The 16,995-nt window shown below is 50.9% G+C and carries 15 protein-coding genes, 1 tRNA gene and 1 rRNA gene; 5 read left to right on the plus strand and 12 right to left on the minus strand.

The window, feature by feature from the left end; translation table 11 throughout:
* Positions 1-90: 90 nt before the first annotated feature.
* The 3 genes from EDI29_RS21700 (at position 91) to EDI29_RS21710 (ending at position 1,903) form a co-directional block, all read left to right on the plus strand.
* Positions 91-166: transfer RNA gene (locus tag EDI29_RS21700), tRNA-Thr, on the plus strand.
* Positions 167-204: 38 nt separating this feature from the next.
* A 5S ribosomal RNA gene (gene rrf / locus EDI29_RS21705) occupies positions 205-320 on the plus strand.
* A 302-nt stretch (positions 321-622) separates the two neighbouring features.
* Entirely contained in the window at positions 623-1,903 is a 1,281-nt protein-coding gene (locus tag EDI29_RS21710) for an MFS transporter (protein WP_137742538.1), read from the plus strand.
* Here the strand turns inward: EDI29_RS21710 and EDI29_RS21715 are convergent.
* From EDI29_RS21715 to trxC, 5 genes are all read right to left on the minus strand, one after another.
* Positions 1,900-2,223: a YfiM family lipoprotein gene (locus EDI29_RS21715; protein WP_137742551.1), complete on the minus strand. Its 324-nt coding sequence runs from the start codon at positions 2,221-2,223 to the stop codon at positions 1,900-1,902. The genes EDI29_RS21710 and EDI29_RS21715 overlap by 4 nt on opposite strands.
* Before the next feature lie 59 nt (positions 2,224-2,282).
* Positions 2,283-3,638: a CDP-diacylglycerol--serine O-phosphatidyltransferase gene (gene pssA / locus EDI29_RS21720; protein WP_137742539.1), complete on the minus strand. Its 1,356-nt coding sequence runs from the start codon at positions 3,636-3,638 to the stop codon at positions 2,283-2,285.
* 200 nt (positions 3,639-3,838) lie between these two features.
* The gene (locus EDI29_RS21725; protein ID WP_137742540.1) at positions 3,839-6,487 is read right to left on the minus strand and encodes a bifunctional acetate--CoA ligase family protein/GNAT family N-acetyltransferase; all 2,649 of its coding nucleotides are present in this window, start codon (positions 6,485-6,487) and stop codon (positions 3,839-3,841) included.
* Positions 6,488-6,519: 32 nt separating this feature from the next.
* A complete protein-coding gene (locus EDI29_RS21730) occupies positions 6,520-7,272 on the minus strand; it encodes a tRNA-uridine aminocarboxypropyltransferase (RefSeq protein ID WP_137742541.1) in 753 nt (250 codons plus the stop codon).
* A gap of 135 nt (positions 7,273-7,407) precedes the next feature.
* Positions 7,408-7,827 carry a thioredoxin TrxC gene (trxC, locus tag EDI29_RS21735; protein ID WP_137742542.1) on the minus strand — a complete coding sequence of 140 codons (420 nt, stop codon included), beginning with the start codon at positions 7,825-7,827 and terminating at the stop codon, positions 7,408-7,410.
* Positions 7,828-8,076: 249 nt separating this feature from the next.
* Here trxC and EDI29_RS21740 point away from each other — a divergent pair, with 249 nt between their 5' ends.
* Positions 8,077-9,228 carry a tRNA/rRNA methyltransferase gene (locus EDI29_RS21740; RefSeq protein ID WP_137742543.1) on the plus strand — a complete coding sequence of 384 codons (1,152 nt, stop codon included), beginning with the start codon at positions 8,077-8,079 and terminating at the stop codon, positions 9,226-9,228.
* A gap of 69 nt (positions 9,229-9,297) precedes the next feature.
* Positions 9,298-9,747 carry a DUF3574 domain-containing protein gene (locus tag EDI29_RS21745; protein ID WP_137742544.1) on the plus strand — a complete coding sequence of 150 codons (450 nt, stop codon included), beginning with the start codon at positions 9,298-9,300 and terminating at the stop codon, positions 9,745-9,747.
* A 270-nt stretch (positions 9,748-10,017) separates the two neighbouring features.
* Here the strand turns inward: EDI29_RS21745 and EDI29_RS21750 are convergent, their stop codons facing one another.
* From EDI29_RS21750 to EDI29_RS21780, 7 genes are all read right to left on the minus strand, one after another.
* The gene (locus tag EDI29_RS21750; protein ID WP_137742545.1) at positions 10,018-11,202 is read right to left on the minus strand and encodes a NupC/NupG family nucleoside CNT transporter; all 1,185 of its coding nucleotides are present in this window, start codon (positions 11,200-11,202) and stop codon (positions 10,018-10,020) included.
* 201 nt (positions 11,203-11,403) lie between these two features.
* A complete protein-coding gene (gene emrB, locus EDI29_RS21755; RefSeq protein WP_137742546.1) occupies positions 11,404-12,933 on the minus strand; it encodes a multidrug efflux MFS transporter permease subunit EmrB in 1,530 nt (509 codons plus the stop codon).
* A gap of 17 nt (positions 12,934-12,950) precedes the next feature.
* Entirely contained in the window at positions 12,951-14,126 is a 1,176-nt protein-coding gene (gene emrA, locus EDI29_RS21760; RefSeq protein WP_137742547.1) for a multidrug efflux MFS transporter periplasmic adaptor subunit EmrA, read from the minus strand.
* 270 nt (positions 14,127-14,396) lie between these two features.
* Entirely contained in the window at positions 14,397-14,912 is a 516-nt protein-coding gene (gene mprA / locus EDI29_RS21765; protein WP_137742548.1) for a transcriptional repressor MprA, read from the minus strand.
* A gap of 189 nt (positions 14,913-15,101) precedes the next feature.
* Positions 15,102-15,431: an L-valine transporter subunit YgaH gene (gene ygaH, locus EDI29_RS21770; protein WP_107171024.1), complete on the minus strand. Its 330-nt coding sequence runs from the start codon at positions 15,429-15,431 to the stop codon at positions 15,102-15,104.
* Positions 15,428-16,159 (minus strand): AzlC family ABC transporter permease, encoded by a 732-nt coding sequence (locus EDI29_RS21775; RefSeq protein ID WP_137742549.1) that lies wholly within the window; start codon positions 16,157-16,159, stop codon positions 15,428-15,430. The genes ygaH and EDI29_RS21775 overlap by 4 nt, the downstream gene beginning before the upstream one ends.
* A gap of 266 nt (positions 16,160-16,425) precedes the next feature.
* Positions 16,426-16,995, minus strand: a 570-nt coding sequence (locus EDI29_RS21780) for a class I SAM-dependent methyltransferase (protein ID WP_137742550.1), incomplete at its 5' end; no start/stop codon positions are given.

Genomic DNA, 16,995 nt, shown 5'->3' on the forward strand with positions numbered 1-16,995 from the left:
CTCAGAAGTGAAACGCCGTAGCGCCGATGGTAGTGTGGGGCTTCCCCATGTGAGAGTAGGGAACTGCCAGGCATCAAATTATACAGGTGCGCTGATATGGCTCAGTTGGTAGAGCGCACCCTTGGTAAGGGTGAGGTCCCCAGTTCGACTCTGGGTATCAGCACCAGTGTTTTGGGTTAATGTTCGGCTTAAAAAAAGAATTTACCTGGCGGCGATAGCGCGGTGGTCCCACCTGACCCCATGCCGAACTCAGAAGTGAAACGCCGTAGCGCCGATGGTAGTGTGGGGCTTCCCCATGTGAGAGTAGGGAACTGCCAGGTTTCAATTAAGATAAAAGGCCATCCTTAACAGGATGGCCTTTTGTTTATTTCTATTTCAGGAGAATAAACTCTTCCTTTTACCTGAATAGACTCGCCTATCTTCTTATTAACCCATCTCATAATAACATCCTGTTTGTTACTGCTTTATTTATCCGTGTTTCTGTTAAGGATAATAAAGGCACTGCTTGCGTTGTTACATTAATAAATTATTACAATCAGGAACTTTTTGCCTCAGGGTTTAAGTGCTGCTTTACTATAGCGGGCATCGTTTTATGCCCGGAAAAACAGGAGAATAAAATAAGATGACTGATCTAACGGAGAAGGCGAAAGATACGCGTCAGCGTATCCGAGCTATAGTTGGCGCTTCATCGGGCAATCTGGTTGAGTGGTTTGACTTTTATGTTTATTCCTTTTGCTCAATCTATTTTGCCCATATCTTTTTCCCTTCGGGAAATACCACGACTCAATTACTACAAACAGCAGGGGTTTTTGCAGCAGGCTTTTTAATGAGACCGATTGGCGGCTGGCTTTTCGGTTACATTGCTGACAAGCATGGTCGTAAAAATTCAATGCTTATTTCGGTTTGCATGATGTGTTTTGGATCTCTGGTGATTGCCTGTCTGCCTGGATATGAAACCATTGGTACCTGGGCACCCTTTTTGCTGCTATTAGCTCGTTTATTTCAGGGGCTCTCTGTCGGTGGGGAATACGGCACCAGTGCAACGTATATGAGTGAAGTCGCGGTTGAGGGAAGAAAGGGGTTCTATGCTTCTTTCCAATATGTCACGCTGATTGGCGGTCAACTGCTGGCGCTGTTAGTGGTTGTCATATTGCAGCAGATTCTGAGTGATGAAGACTTACGGGCGTGGGGATGGCGTATTCCTTTTGCTCTCGGCGCTATTTTGGCAATTGTTGCACTTTATTTACGCCGCTCTCTGAATGAAACATCTGATAAATCAACGCGCGAACACAAAGATGCTGGCTCTCTTGCTGGACTGTGGAAACATCGCCGCGCCTTTATTACGGTACTGGGGTTTACGGCCGGTGGTTCTTTGGCTTTTTATACATTCACCACTTATATGCAAAAGTATCTGGTGAATACCGCAGGGATGCATGCGAAAACCGCCAGCGGGCTAATGACCCTCGCCCTGTTTATCTTTATGCTGCTGCAACCTTTCTTTGGTGCGATGTCGGATAAGATTGGCCGTCGTAGTTCAATGCTCTGCTTCGGTGGACTTGCGGCACTGCTGACGGTTCCCATTCTGACGGTTTTACAGAGTGTGACTAGCCCTGTTCTTGCTTTCTCTCTAGTGATGCTTTCACTGATTATTGTCAGTTTCTACACGTCGATCAGCGGCATTTTAAAAGCAGAAATGTTTCCGCCAGAAGTCCGTGCGTTAGGCGTAGGCTTATCTTATGCGGTGGCTAATGCACTGTTTGGTGGGTCTGCTGAATATGTTGCACTTTCGCTTAAATCGTTTGGTATGGAAACGGCTTTCTTTTGGTATGTCTCAGCGATGGGGGCGGTTGCGTTTATTGTGTCATTAACGCTGCATCGTAAAGGCAAAGGGATTAAGCTTTAGTGTTCAGATAATTGCCATAATGCATAGCCGGTGGTTGCACCGGCTATATCCCAAACAAGATCTTGCCAGCTCCATCCTGTTCCGCCTTCCCGACTATCATAAAGCTCTTTTGCCATACCCACACTGATTGCCAACATAATGCCGAATCCTCCGCTACGGTCTGTACTCCAGCGCTGATGAGTACCATATTCATACCCGGCTGCGCTGATAGCGGCTGAGGCGAGAAAGTGTTGGGCTTTATCCTGCCCCGTCCAACGATCTTGCGCGATATGGCTACACCCCGAGCAGCAAATCATTGCGGCAATACACAGTACGCGCATAGCTTTCCCCATAATAAAAAACCTCGGGAGCCGAGGTTTTTCAGAGTATAGCGCAGGTTTTAGAGAATACGACTGATGAGCCGGTCTATACGAATACGGCGCAGACGTCGTATGAGCTTGCGGACTTTCACTGGATATTGCGCGATGCTTTCCAGCTCCATATAGCTTTTTACAACCTGAGTGTGCGTTCTTATCGTGTCCAGCTCATCCAGACGTTGCTGTAACAGCACTTGCTGAGGATCGTGGATCAGTATGGCGTTTTCCAGATCCAAGCGCCACGCGCGTGGGTTAAGGTTGTTTCCCGTCAGCAACTGCCACTTATCATCTACCCACATGCCTTTCAGGTGGAAGCTGTTATCACCGTCTTTCCATAGCCGCACAACAAGCTGCTCGTTCTCAATGTAGCGCTCCAGACGACTCAGGAAACGGCGAAGGTTGATCTCGTAGAGATACGGCAATGCACCGATGATTTTGAAGGGCTGGTCTTCTGGAATGTAGAAATCGTTAGCGGTTTTATCGCCGATAATAATTTCTACTTTTTTGCCGTCCCGCAATAGTCGGATGATATTTCTGACCAGCAGCGCAGGTAGGTTGAAATACGGGGTACAGATGACCAAATGTTCATTAGCGCAATACATCAGGTGATGTATGGTCTTATTCAGCGGGCTTTGCTTGCCTAGCCCAACCAGTGGCGTGACGGTTAATTCATTCGCATTTGCGCTGTGTTCAGGGGCAATATAATTGGCGGTACGTAATGCCTGACGGAATTGTTTGATATCATTTTTGATCTCCAGACTCTTCGGACGATCGGTATGATCTAACCGTTGCACTGCCGGAGCCGACAGCATGGTCTGGATATATTGCACCATCGTTTCAGCCAATGCTGGATTATGAATGAGCTGATAGCGGTCATAACGGTATTTCTGATGTTGATGCAGGTAAACATCATTCAGGCTGGCTCCGCTGTAGATGACCGTGTCATCGACAATGAACCCTTTCAGGTGCAGCACGCCCAACGCTTCACGTGTGTTGACCGGAATACCGTAGATAGGGAAATGCGTATCTGGATGTTTTTTCGCCATATCACAATACCAATCGGCATTGGTATTTTCTGCCGCTGCGCCGATCCTGCCACGCTGAGCACGATGCCAGTCTACCAGAACGCGGACATCCAGCTCTGGGCATTGCCGTTTGGCTTCATAAATTGCGGATAGAATTCCCATGCCGCCATCATCACGCTCAAGATACAACGCCACGATATAGATGCGTTTCTTGGCACTTAAAATGGCGTTAATCAGTGTTGTGCGGAACAGCTCAGGCGAATGCAATGTCTGAACATCATCTGCGTTCTGAGGAATTCTGGGCAGTTGTGCAAGGTGCTGTTGGTATTTATTGCGTTTAAAATTTGACAGCATCACAGTGCGTTTCTTCTCTCATCAGTTTATACCCATCATACTTCGAGCTGCGCTAGGGTATATGACCTTCTGGTCATTATCAAAAGTTAAGGAGTAGCCGAATGGGCGATAATACCATTACTTTCCGGCTGTTGTGAGTCTGTTTTGTCATTGAATCGGTATCACAATTCCCGTTGCAAGAGCTATGTCACGTCTTGCTATCAATTCTTCAGCGGCAATTCCAGTGTCACAATGCCCTCTTCTAATTGCACATCGATGTGAAAACCGAGCTTTTTGGACAGCTGGATCATACCTTGATTATGCGGCATGGTAATGCCCGTCAAGCGTGAGAGACCATGTGCTTGAGCGTAATCAATCAGCTTTTCCAACAGCCGTCTGCCAAGGCCGAGCCCTTTTAGATCGGATCGCACCAGCACGGCAAATTCCGCATCCGTGTTGTCTGGATCGGAAATTGCGCGCGTTACGCCAATAATTTCATTCTCTTCTCCGATCTGGCGTACAGCAACGAATGCCATCTCACGATCGTAGTCAATTTGTGTCATATTGGCTAAGTCTTCGTGAGTAAATTCATTAATTTCGCTGAAATAACGGTAATACAAATCTTCCTTCGTCACCCTGGCAATGAACGCGCTGAGCAGTGGTTCATCTTCCGGCAAGATTGGTCGGAACAGGCAAACATCACTATTTTTAAGGACGACCGTTTCTTCTAGCTCATGTGGATAAGGGCGGATTGCCAGCCTCGACTGCGGATCGCCACTGAACGGCGTCAGATGTAGCGTGACATCCAGTAGCGTAAAGGTATCTCCTGACGCCAGCAGAGGATGAATATCTAGCCGGGAAATTTCAGGGCAGTCGAGAATCAGGTTGGAAACCTGAACCAGCAAGCGGCTGAGCGCGGGAATATCGAGCGGGCGCAACGCGCTGTATTCCCGAATCTTGCCGCCTTTCACTGCCTGCAATACCAAATAGCGAGCCAGCGTCATATTCAGTGGGGGCAGGGCGACGGCAGCCTGTTTTTCTCGCCACTCAACCCCCCCTTCTCCCAGCATAATCAATGGACCGAAAACGGGATCTTGTTCAACGGCAATCCTAAGTTCTTGCGCACCAGCACGATTTGCCATGCTCTGCACCAGCAGGCCGTAAATGCGCGCCTGCGGATAAGTGCGCTTCACTCGGTCGAGAATGGCATCTGCCGCCTGTTGGACTTCTCTGGCGGTTCGCAGATAGAGCATGACCCCCTGTACTTCCGATTTATGCGGAATATCTGGCGATCTCAGCTTAATTGCGACCGGATAGCCAATTTGCTCGGCGATATGAACGGCTTCGGCACTGTCGCCAGCAATCCAGGTGGGTAACGTATCCAACCCATAAGCTTGTAGGATCGGCTGGACTTCATGCGTATCGAGCTGAGTCACACCGTCTGACAGTGCCTGATGAATCAGCGCATGTGCCTGGCTGGCATTGATGCCTAAATTCAGCGGCAGTGCTGGCGTTTCCTTTAGCTGTTTCTGATTACGTCGATACTCGACGATATGCATAAATGCCGTTACCGCCCCTTCTGGGGTGCGATAAGTAGGAATGCCAGCGTCGTTAAACAAGCGTCGTGCTTCCTGTGAGGAGAATTCACCACACCAGTTGGTCAGCAGCGTAATTCTTTTTCCACGCGGATGCTGTTGGAAGAGCGTAATCAGCTGTGCGGCACACTCGGTGCCGGGAGCGGCGGCGCTGGGCGCGTGAATGATCAAGAGGGCATCGACGTCATCGCTGTCCAGTAATACCGAAACGGCTGCTAGATAGCGGGCTGCGGTTGCATCATCACGCAGATCGAGCGGATTGCCGATAGCGATGGAATGCGGCAAGGCTTCCTGTAGTGCTTGTCGTGTCGCATCACTGAGCTGTGCGAGTTTGCCTTGCCGACTGAGGAGTTGATCCAGCGCCTGTGCGGCGGGTGATGCACCATTGCTCACCAGCATCAAGCGTTCCCCACGTAGCGGACGCAGATGGCTTAAGGTTTCTACGGCGGAAAAAAGCTCATGCGTATCCCGTACCCGCAGTAAACCTGCACGTTGAATGGCGGCGTCATAGGCAGCATCCAGGCCGTGGCGTTGGTCATTCAGCAACTGCTGTGCCTGCTGGCTACGACCGCTTTTTATCACCAGTATCGGTTTATTTCGGGAGGCGCTGCGAGAAGCGGAAAGAAAGCGGCGCGCATCGCTGACGTGTTCCAGATGCAACAGAATCGCACTGGTTTTGCCGTCGCGTGCCAGAAAATCTAACAGGTCATCGACATCGATATCCAGACTGTCGCCCAGAGCGATAAAATAGGAAAAGCCAATACCGCGCTGCTGCGCCCAGTCCAGTATCGTGTTGGACACAGCGGCCGACTGCGAAATGAATGCCAGCTTGCCTTTCATAATTGGTACAGGGGAGAAACTGGCGTTCAGGCCTTGCCAGGGGGCGAGTAGCCCGAGACTGTTAGGGCCAAGCAAGCGCATGTGGTAGCGCGCGGCGCAGGCTTTTAACTCGCTGAACTGGGTCGGCGGTGCGGAGAGGATGATGACCGTTTTACAGCCTTTCTGCCCCAACGCTTCTAACAGCGTGAGATTGCGGCTGGCGTTGGTACAAATTACAGCAAGGTCTGGCGTCATGGGCAGGCTGGCGACAGTCGGATAGGCCAGCACGCCGCAAACGGCACGATATTTCGGCGTAACAGGCAGCACGGGGCCGCTGAAATGGCCGTCGAGCAGGTTTTTCATCATCAGAAAACCGGCTCTTCCCGGTTTTTCGGACGCGCCGAGAACGGCGATAGACTTAGGGCGTAACAGTGCTTCCAATCCGCGCTGGCTCATGCGTCACTCCTTCACATCAATCCCCTTTGATACTAAACGCTTTCTGCCGGTTGTGCTGTGACGATGGGTAAACTTTCTCGCAAGCTGTGGTGTGATTTCCCCGCCAGATAATGCCGTCGGAAACGGTCAAAATGCTGGGATAGCGCGTCGGCCGCGACGATATCCCCCGCCTGTGCGAGCAGGGCGATGGCAATCTCGGCGGTACAGTGCTGCCCTGCGCTGCTGGCTTCACGCAATTGATAGCGGGACAGTGCCTCTACATTCAACGACAGGATCGGCAGGTTGTCCAGATAAGGGCTTTTGCGGAACATTTTACGCGCTTCCGGCCACGTTCCATCAAGTAAGACAAATAGGGCGGGCTTTTCCGTTACGGGAAGCTGGTGAAACACCTGACGTCCTTCTTCCGCTGCATCGGCAAGGAAGACCAAATAAGGCTGAACGTCCGGGTTTTGCAGAGTAGCCAGCAATTCGGGGTCTGGCTCGGTGCGTGACCAGCGAAATGCCTGCGTCTCGGGAAGAATATCGGCAATGAGGCGTCCGGTATTGCTCGGCTTTAACGGTTCGGTATCAAACATTACCAGACAGACGCGGCTGCGGGACTCCTGCGCCTGAACGGTGTGGCACAGACAATTGGTTGCGGGTAATAAACACTGCTGACAACGAACTACGCGGCAGCCACGGGCGCGAAACGGTTTGGTTGACTGCTCAAGACGTTGCTGACGCAGGCGGAGTACGGCATTGTTGTTCACTAAAGGATCGTTGTTCACGAAAGGGCGGTTGAGCATGAAATAGATGACGCCATGAGATTTTGCAACGAACCCGCTTCATGTTAATTATTGGGAAGCAGGTTCAGAAAGACGACATTCTAATCGACAGGCGGGTTGACCAAAAGAGGCGAGACAATAATGCCTCACCGTTTTCTACAGTGATTCATCCAACCACTCCTCAAACTGCGCTTTCGGCAGCGCGCCGTTGAGAATGTCGACCATCTGGCCCTGTTTGAAGATCATGAGGGTTGGGATGCTGCGGATACGGAAACGTGCGCTGAGTGACGGTTCGGCTTCAGTATTGACCTTAATAAAGCGGATTTTCCCGCTCCGCTCCTGTGCGACGTTTTCAAACACAGGGGCAAAGTTAACGCAGGGGCCGCACCAGGGTGCCCAGAAATCGACCACGATGGGAAGATCGTCCTGTAACAGCTTATCGAGCGTTGCTTCTGTCGCATTGATGACGTCACCGCTGAATAAGGTTTCTCCGCAACGACCACATTTTGCATGGTCATCAATACGCGCTTCAGGCAGGCGATTGGTTGTTTGGCAAGATCCACATACCGTATTCATAACAGGGCCTCAGATAAAAGGGCTAAAATAAAGATGTCGCTGATAAAATGCGCGTAATACGGCATTGGAACGTCAACGGCATGTTGCTTAAGAGTGAATAAATTATGGTGGGGAGACATTATGGCAACAACGTGGTTTGCCCAATAGCTACAATAGCTTCTGACTGTTAGCGCTCTTTTACCACAAGCGTGTGGCTAAGCGGGTGTACATAAGGTAATCTTCGCGCCCAGCGCGTAGGTGGAGAGAACAATGAGCGATTCATTCAATAGTAAAAGCGGCAAAGTCCGTGTGATGTACGTCCGCAGTGATGATGAGGGCGAGAAAGAGAATAAAAACAAGCGCCCTGCTGACAAAGATCGCCGTGGCGATCGGCGTGATGGTGGTGGCTCTCGCGATCAGCGTGAAAAGCCGAAGCACCCGCGTGATGTTAACCCGCGCTATGCCCGGGAAAATCCGTCCCGTGACGGCGATAGCAGTGCGAAATCGCCGTGGGGCAATAAAGATCGTAACGAACGCAGCGGTGATAAGCCTCGCCGGCCGCGCGGTGACGATACCGGTGGCTATGAATCACCGTGGAAAACCGTGTCTCGTGCGCCAAGCGATAGCGATACGCCGGATCACGGCGGTATTACTGGCAAGAGCCAGATCGATCCTGAGCAACTGCGTCGCCAGCGTCAGGAAGAAACGCGAGTCTACGGTGAAAATGCCTGTCAGGCGCTGTTTAAAAACCGTTCTGAAGTGATCGTTCGTGCCTGGTTCCTGCAAGAAGTGACGCCGCGTTTCCGCGATGCACTGCGCTGGATGGCGGCAAACCGCAAGGCTTATCACGTCGTGGAAGAGGAAGAGCTGATTAAGGCTTCCGGCACCGAACACCATGGCGGCGTCTGTTTCCTGATTAAAAAGCGTCAGGGTATGGATGTGCGTGAGTATCTGAAAACGGTTGGCGAGAGTGACTGTGTGCTGGCGCTGGAAGATGTGGGTAACCCGCACAACCTCGGCGGTATTATGCGTAGCTGTGCGCATTTCGGCGTGAAAGGCGTGCTGGTTCAGGATGCAGCGCTGCTGGAATCCGGTGCGGCGGTACGCACGGCAGAAGGCGGTGCGGAACACGTTAAAGCGATCAACGCTGACGATTTCCTGTCTGTACTCGCTGAATTCCGTCACGCAGGTTACACCATCGTGACCACCTCGAGTCATAAGGGGACGGCGTTGTCGAAAGCGACGCTTCCGGCGAAAACCGTGATTGTGCTGGGTCAGGAAGGTGATGGTCTGTCGGATAGCGCCTGGCAACAAGGGGACGTGAAAGTCTCTATCGGCGGTACGGGTAAGGTTGAAAGCCTGAACATTTCAGTCGCAACGGGCATTTTGCTGTCCGAGTGGTGGCGGCAGAACCAAGCCTGATATCACGTGTCGATTCTCAGAGGGCAATCCCCCTCTGAGAAGACATTACCACGGATGAGAGAACGATCGATGAAGCAGAAAAAGCAGAAAGTTATCGCGGTATCGTTACTGTTGGGCGCATTGCTGGCAAGCGGTTGCAGTTCGTTGCCACGTTCATCCACTGCTGTTGCCGCTGCACCACGCGCTGATGTATGCCAGATTGGCGACAAACAGGTACAAACTACGCTGTATTTTGGTTTGAATCGTCCTGCTGGCTCGGTGATTTCCGATGCCGAGTGGAAAGCCTTTTTGGACGGTGACGTTACGCCACGCTTTAAAGAAGGGCTGACGGTGTTTGATGCCAAAGGACAATGGTTAGGGAATGATGGCGTGGTTGCCCGAGAGAGCAGCAAGGCGCTGATGTTGATTCACGGCCCCGATCGGGAGCGTGATATTGAAGCGCTGCGCACTACCTACAAATCACGTTTCGCGCAGGAATCCGTCATGCGGATTGATGCTCCTGTCTGCGTCGCGTTCTGATTTTTATCATCAGCCCCTTTTCAGGGGCTGATTCATATCGTTTGTAATCCCATCGACAGAACAAGAACGGTGATAATGGGATAGAAGAGTAAAGCGTTTGCGCCATGGACAAAAACGTCAGGAACGTTTTTGAACGTCGCTTGCGACGGCTCTGAAAGAGTGAATCTCAGGGATGAGATTCATATCTGCGCAATCCGAGCGTACAGGGATGTATTCACAGCGTCTTTACGATCTACCCATTATCACCGCTCGACTGACTTTTATCACGAACTACAGCACCAGTCCCGCGACTGCCGCAGACAGTAAACTCACCAGCGTAGAACCGTAAACCAGCTTCAGACCGAAGCGCGATACCACGTTGCCCTGTGCTTCATTCAGCCCTTTGATGGCGCCTGCAATAATGCCGATTGACGCAAAGTTGGCGAAGGAAATCAGGAAGACAGACAGAATTCCCAGACCGCGTGGTGACATCTCTGCTGCGATCTTCTTCAATTCGATCATGGCAACAAATTCATTCGCCACCAACTTGGTCGCCATGATGCTGCCCGCGTTCAGAATATCGGAAGACGGAATGCCGATAAGCCACGCCAGCGGTGAAAAAACATAGCCCATGATAGCCTGGAAACTAATGCCGAAGACGGTGCTGAATAGCGCATTGACGGCAGCAATCAAGGCCACAAAACCGATTAACATCGCCATAATAATCATCGCGACTTTAAAACCGGCAAGAATATATTCCCCCAGCATTTCAAAGAAGCTCTGGTCTTCGTGCAGCTTTTCCAGCTTCAGTTCCGGTTCGTCGTCAGGCTGGTAAGGGTTGATAATCGACAGAATGATAAAGGTACTGAACATATTCAGAATCAGCGCTGCAACGACGTATTTAGCGTCCAGCATGGTCATGTAGGCGCTGATAATCGACATGGAAACCGTTGACATGGCTGTCGCGGCCATCGTGTACATCCGCCGTGGCGACATGTCGGCGAGGATGCCCTTATAGACGATAAAATTCTCCGATTGCCCAAGCATCAACGTACTCACGGCGTTAAATGACTCCAGTTTCCCCATCCCGTTAACTTTGGACAGCAGCGTGCCGATGCCTTTGATGATCAACGGTAAAATGCGCCAGTGCTGCAAAATTCCAATCAGCGCGGAAATAAAGACGATAGGGCAGAGCACATTGAGGAAAATAAAGGAAAGCCCCTGTGCGTTCATGCCGCCAAATACGAAATCGGTCCCCTGATTGGCGAAAGATAATAGCTTTTCAAACAAACCGGCAAAGGCGCTAATCGCGTTAAGCCCGATGCTGGAATGCAAAAGGAAATAGGCCAGTAAAATTTCAATCACCAGCAGTTGCACAATAAAGCGCAGTCGGATGCGTTTTCTGTCGTGACTGACGAGTAAGGCCAGTAAAAAAATGGCGGTCGTTGCCAAAATGAAATGTAAAACCTGTGACATAGAAGAACCACTCAATCCCCGAATAAAAGAGGCGCATTGTAATCGGAATGTGAAAATATGTTTATCCCGAATCTGTAAATCCTTATTCGTTATCGCGCTATAACAGTTGGGGAAACAGTCGACTAATCAGGGAAAGGTCGGATGTGGTAAGAGAATCCCCTTTCGGCCAATGGCTGGCCGAAAGGGAGAAGATGATTCTGGTTAGTGTGCGCCTCCACCGCCGGTGGTAAAGGGCGGTTTAGCGAACCAGACCAGCACCAGCAGTACCAGAAATACACCCGCAGCGGCCCAAAAGATCTCATTGGCAGAGATAATCAGCCCCTGTGCCGTAATCTGTTCTGCGATGTAAGCCGAGGCCTGCGTTTGACTCATCCCCATTGCCTGAAGCTGTTGGTACGTTTCCTGCGCTATCGGATTATACGGCGTGATAGATTCCGTCAGGTGCGCATGGTGCAGCGATTCCCTCTGTGTCCAGAGCGTGGTGGTCAGTGAGGTTCCGATCGAGCCTGCCAGCGTTCGGGCAAAGTTCGACAGACTCGATGCGGCCGCCAAACGTTCAGGCGGAAGACCCGACAGCGTGATGGTCGTCAGCGGCATGAAGAAGCAGGCGACGGCAAACCCTTGCACGAACTGCGGCCAGGCCGACGCGCCGAAATCCATGCCCGGCTCGAAGGTATATGCACGCCAGTAGAAGCAGACGGCGTACATAATAAAGCTAAACGTCACCAGTTTGCGCATATCCAGACGCGGCGCGAATCGACCGATGATCGGCGACAGCACCACTGGCATCAGCCCAACGGGTGCGGATGCCAGCCCAGCCCAGGTGGCGGTATAGCCATACACCTCCTGCAATAGCTGCGGCAGGAGTACGATCGCCCCGAAGTAAAACATATAGGCGAGGCTGATACATAGGCAGCCAATGGTGAAATTACGCGATTTAAACAGCGACAAATCCACCACCGGATGGTCATCCGTCAGTTCCCAGACGATCAGGAACGCGATTGCAATCACCGCCACCACGGTCAGGGTGATGATTTCCGTCGAGTTAAACCAGTCCAGCTCTTTGCCGCGGTCGAGCATCATCTGGAGGCTACCGATACCGACAACTAACAACGCCAGCCCGATGGTATCGATAGGCCTGATCTCAGTTTTGGTTTCCCGCCCGCGCAGCGTTTGCATGGCAATAAACACCACCGCGATACCGAGTGGGACGTTGATGAAGAATATCCAGCCCCAGTGATAGTTATCGCTAATCCAGCCGCCCAAAATCGGGCCACAGATCGGCGCAACGACCACGGTCATTGACCACAGTGCCAGCGCGATGCTGCGTTTCGCGGGAGGGTAATTGCTTAACAACAAACTCTGTGACAGGGGAATCAGCGGCCCGGCAACGATCCCCTGCAATACACGGGCGAAAATCAGCATTTCCAGGCTGGTGGACACGCCACACAGCCAGGAGGTCAGGGCGAAGAGCGCGGTTGACCATAGAAAAAGGCGGACTTCACCGAACCGCTTGGCTAGCCAGCCAGTGATGGGAATAGAGATGGCATTAGCGACCCCGAACGAGGTGATGACCCACGTTCCCTGTGAGTTGGACGCACCCAGATTACCGGCGATGGTCGGAATAGCGACGTTGGCGATAGTGGAGTCCAGTACCTGCATGAACGTTGCCAGCGACAGCGCAACGGTCATCCAGGCCAGACTCGCGCCTTTAAGCGGTTTTCTCTGCACGTTTCTCTCCTGGTCGATTAACCGGCATTCGCCTGAATAATGGCGCTAATGTCTTGGTTAACGGGGGTGAGATCCAACGTCAGCGCATCACTTTGGTAGGCTGGTGTGGTACGTGACGTTTCTGCTAACGCGCTGCCTTCGGTATTGGCGGTATCGACATTCACTAAAGCAGACAGGCCGATACGTAACGGATGCTCGGCGACCTGCTTCGGATCGATCTCAATACGGACGGGTAGGCGCTGAACGACTTTGATCCAGTTGCCAGTCGCATTCTGGGCGGGCAACAGGGAAAATGCGCTACCGGTGCCCATATCGAGGCCGACCACTTTTCCCTGATACACGACGTCGTCACCGTAGATATCCGCGATCACGGTAGCCAGCTGGCCGATACGCATATTGGCTAGCTGCGTCTCTTTAAAGTTCGCATCGACCCACAGGTGATTGGCGGGAACCACGGCCATCAGCGCTGACGTCGGAGAGATACGTGCGCCAATCTGTACGCTGCGGCGTGAGACATAGCCGTCAATCGGGCTGACGATTTTGGTGCGCTGTAGCGCCAGCCAGGCATCGCGCATTTCTACAGAGGCTTGCTGTATGGCTGGCTGCTGCTCAAGCGGCGTATCCAGAATCATCGCCTGATTCCCCTGATATTGTTGTCTGGCGACTTCCAGCGCGGCTTTGGCGGTCGCGACGGCATCGCGAGCATGCTGTACTTCTTCACGCCCGATAGCATTCGCGCTGCCCAGTGCTTCACGGCGGCTCAAGTCGCTTTGTGCTTTATTCAGTTCAGTCTGACGCAGTTCGATGTTGGCCTGATATTGCTTACTGTTGATAATCAACTGATGCGTTTGGCGCACGCTGTTGGCCAATGCGGTTTTCGCGCGCTCGAATGTCTGTTGGGCATCGGTGGGGTCTAGCTCCACTAACACCTGTCCCTGCTTCACAAAATCAGTATTGTCGACGTTCACATGAGTGACGCTACCCGTAACCTGCGCCATGATCTGAATCTGGTTGCCTGCGACGTAGGCGTCGTCAGTGCTTTGGTGATGCCTGAGCACCAGGAACCAATAAACTAGCCACGCACAGCCCAGCACGACGAAAATAAATGTCAGCAGCGATAACACACGCTTACGCTGCTGTTTCTTGTTTCTTTGAGGCGTCTGCGGCACCTGATTTTCCACACTTTCACTCATGCTGTTCTCTCTCTCTCTTCTTATTTTCTTTGTATCGGCCATTGCGCCAGACAGCGTCGTCTGGCGATAGTCGCGAATTCATATTGCTGCGCAGCCCGAGGGAGGCTCCATCGGAGCGTGAAATTGCCGTTGTGCTAAGTCACACGCTGCTGCTGCGGAAAGATTATGGGTATTTTTCGCAGCAAAATTCACCTGCCCGATACCTAAGCATCGGGTCGTTCCGGGTGAAAGAAAAAGGTGCTGGTTATGATTTTTGTTGTTGTTTTTCTGCTATATGTTGCCGAAATCGTCCATTTCATCCAGCCGAACCAGAAGCTTTCTCATCAGCGTTTCAAGCTGTTTTTGCTCGCCGGATTCAAGCGCTGAACAAAGCACATGGAGACTGTCATGCTGTGGCGGAATCAGTTGGCCAAGAAAGGCTTTGCCTTCTTCTGTTAGATGGAGGTGCAGGCAGCGCCTGTCACTATTGCTTTCGCGTCGCTCTATCCAGCCTCTTTTTTCCAGATCGTCAGCGATGCGTGTCGCATTCGTGCGTGACGATCCCAGCGCAGCACTGAGTTCGGACGGCTGAATACTGTAAGACTCTTGGGATTCCAGCGTCAGCAATGCCATAAAAAGGGTTTCATTAATGCCTTGATCTTTCAGCATTCTATTTCTGTGTTCCAGGATTTTCCCTTGAACATGCATGAATAGACGCAGTAACAAAACTTCCTGACGTGGGAAACCGGGTTTGCGTGAAGCACGCAGATCGAGCATTTGTTCTATAGGAGTGAATGAACTGTCCATTTTTTATATAAACCTCATTAATCACGGTATGCATAGTAACTAATGTTACTAAATGGGTAAACGGCATTCGGGTGGGAAATTGTGCTTATTTATGTGACAGAAAGTAAGCGGATAATAGCCGGAGGTAAGGATTATTTGCCACTTACTTTATTTAAATCAAAATCTTATTTGATAATTTGCGCTGCGTATTCAGAGCAGTTTAAAAGCAATGCCGTAGCACAGCGCCCCCAGTAGCGTCGATAAAACGATACTACGGGTTTTATAAAAACAGGCGGTCAGCGTAATAAAACCCGTCAGTGTTGGCAGCAGCTTTTCGTGATGCGCGAGAATATCCGGCACGCTGGAAACGATCAGCAGCGCACAGATCGAAGCAATGCCGATGCTATCAAGCAACAAGGCCTTTTTGCCGCGTTGCAGTGAACCTGAAGCGCGTGAGGCGCTGAGCCTCAGAGGTAAATAACGAAAGAGATAGTTCACTAACCCCACAATCAGCCCGATAAGAATGACTTCTGTACTCATATGTTCACCTGCGGTGTTGCGGTATTAACCAGCGACGCCAGACAGCCGCTGAGGATACCGAGCAGTATTGCGGCCGGGATGGAGGAGAGCAGCAATCCAAGCAGTGCGCCTCCTAGCGCGCAGGCTACAACCAGGCTCTGTTTCCGTTTGAAGGAGGCGAGCAAAAAACTCAGGAAAAGGGCGGGCAGCATGAAGGATAGCGCCGCTTCGACGGCAGGGTAGTCATCCAATGGGCCGTTACCGAACACGGCACCAATCACCGTGCCGAGTACCCAGGAGAGCCAGGCTAAAAGCGATACGCCCATCATCCACTCTTCTGACCAACGTCGGTTATCTTTTGCCAATCGGGTGGCTGCCGCCGCAAACACTTCGTCGGTCAAGCCGAAAGCCCACAGGGCAGTTTTCCGGGTCGGCAGTCGTTGTGTTATGCGATGCCGCAGTGCCGGCCCATATAGCACATGGCGAACATCCATCGCCATGACGGTCAACGCCGCCACCCAGATGGACATACCGGCGCTGAGCAACGCGGTGATGACGAACTGGCTGGCGCCCGCGTAAATGATGCACGAAAGGAAAATGCCTTCCAGCGGAGTAAACCCTAATTTGACGGCATTCATGCCAAACGCGAATGCTACAGGCATGTAGCCGATAACAATTGGCAGACTATCAAATACGCCTTCGCTAAAAGACGCCGATTTTTTCGGTGTAGCGGTGGTTAATGTATTCACTGGCTTGATGTTTTTTGTACTTAAAGGGGATTAACCGGTAACACTAGCAAAGCGTTACCGGAATTTCACGCTATTGCGGTACGGACGTGATGGTTTCGGGCGAAATTTTTTCGTTTGCAACGGTCTCAAATGAGCGCGTCGCAAACGGTAGCTGAGCGTTGCCTTGCGGTACTAAAAGAGAAGCGTCATATCATCTATAATTTAGGACGAGCTGTATCAGAGTGACGGCTATAATATCGCCAATTTATTAAAATAACATTCTATTACTATATTTTCTTGCAAAAAGAAATTCTATAATAATTCTTATACTTTTTTCGATAGATATAAATTGTGTCCATAATAGTAAAGCCTGCACTATTTAGTCTCTGTTCAATATCTTGATCGCTAAAATAATGGTGTATTCGTTCATAATTATCTACATACGTCAGTGTCGTTGGATCGTAAAATGTCGAAAGAATAAAATGACCATTATCTGATAGTATTTCCTTTACTTTTAATAGATAGGTCAACAGATTTTCATTTTCCTGATGATGAAAGCAGCCATTGTCAATGACAAAATCATATTCATCTATAGGATGCTGAAGAAAGTTGGCGCGATAAAACGTGATATTATCAAATTGTTCTTGTATCGACCGCCATTCAGGATGTTCATAGATATCTATTCCAGTCACCTGACTACTCAGTTCACTATAAATACGGGTGTCAAGTCCGCTACCACAACCGATATCCAATACTCTACTGTGTTCGGATAAGCGAAGTTTCCCTTGTATCAGTAACGGCAGAATACGCATGCCAATGTCAGTAGTCCAGACATCGGATTGTTCGGTATAATGCTG

The organism is Pectobacterium polonicum (genome assembly GCF_005497185.1).
In the GTDB taxonomy this organism is placed as follows: Bacteria; Pseudomonadota; Gammaproteobacteria; order Enterobacterales; family Enterobacteriaceae; genus Pectobacterium; species Pectobacterium polonicum.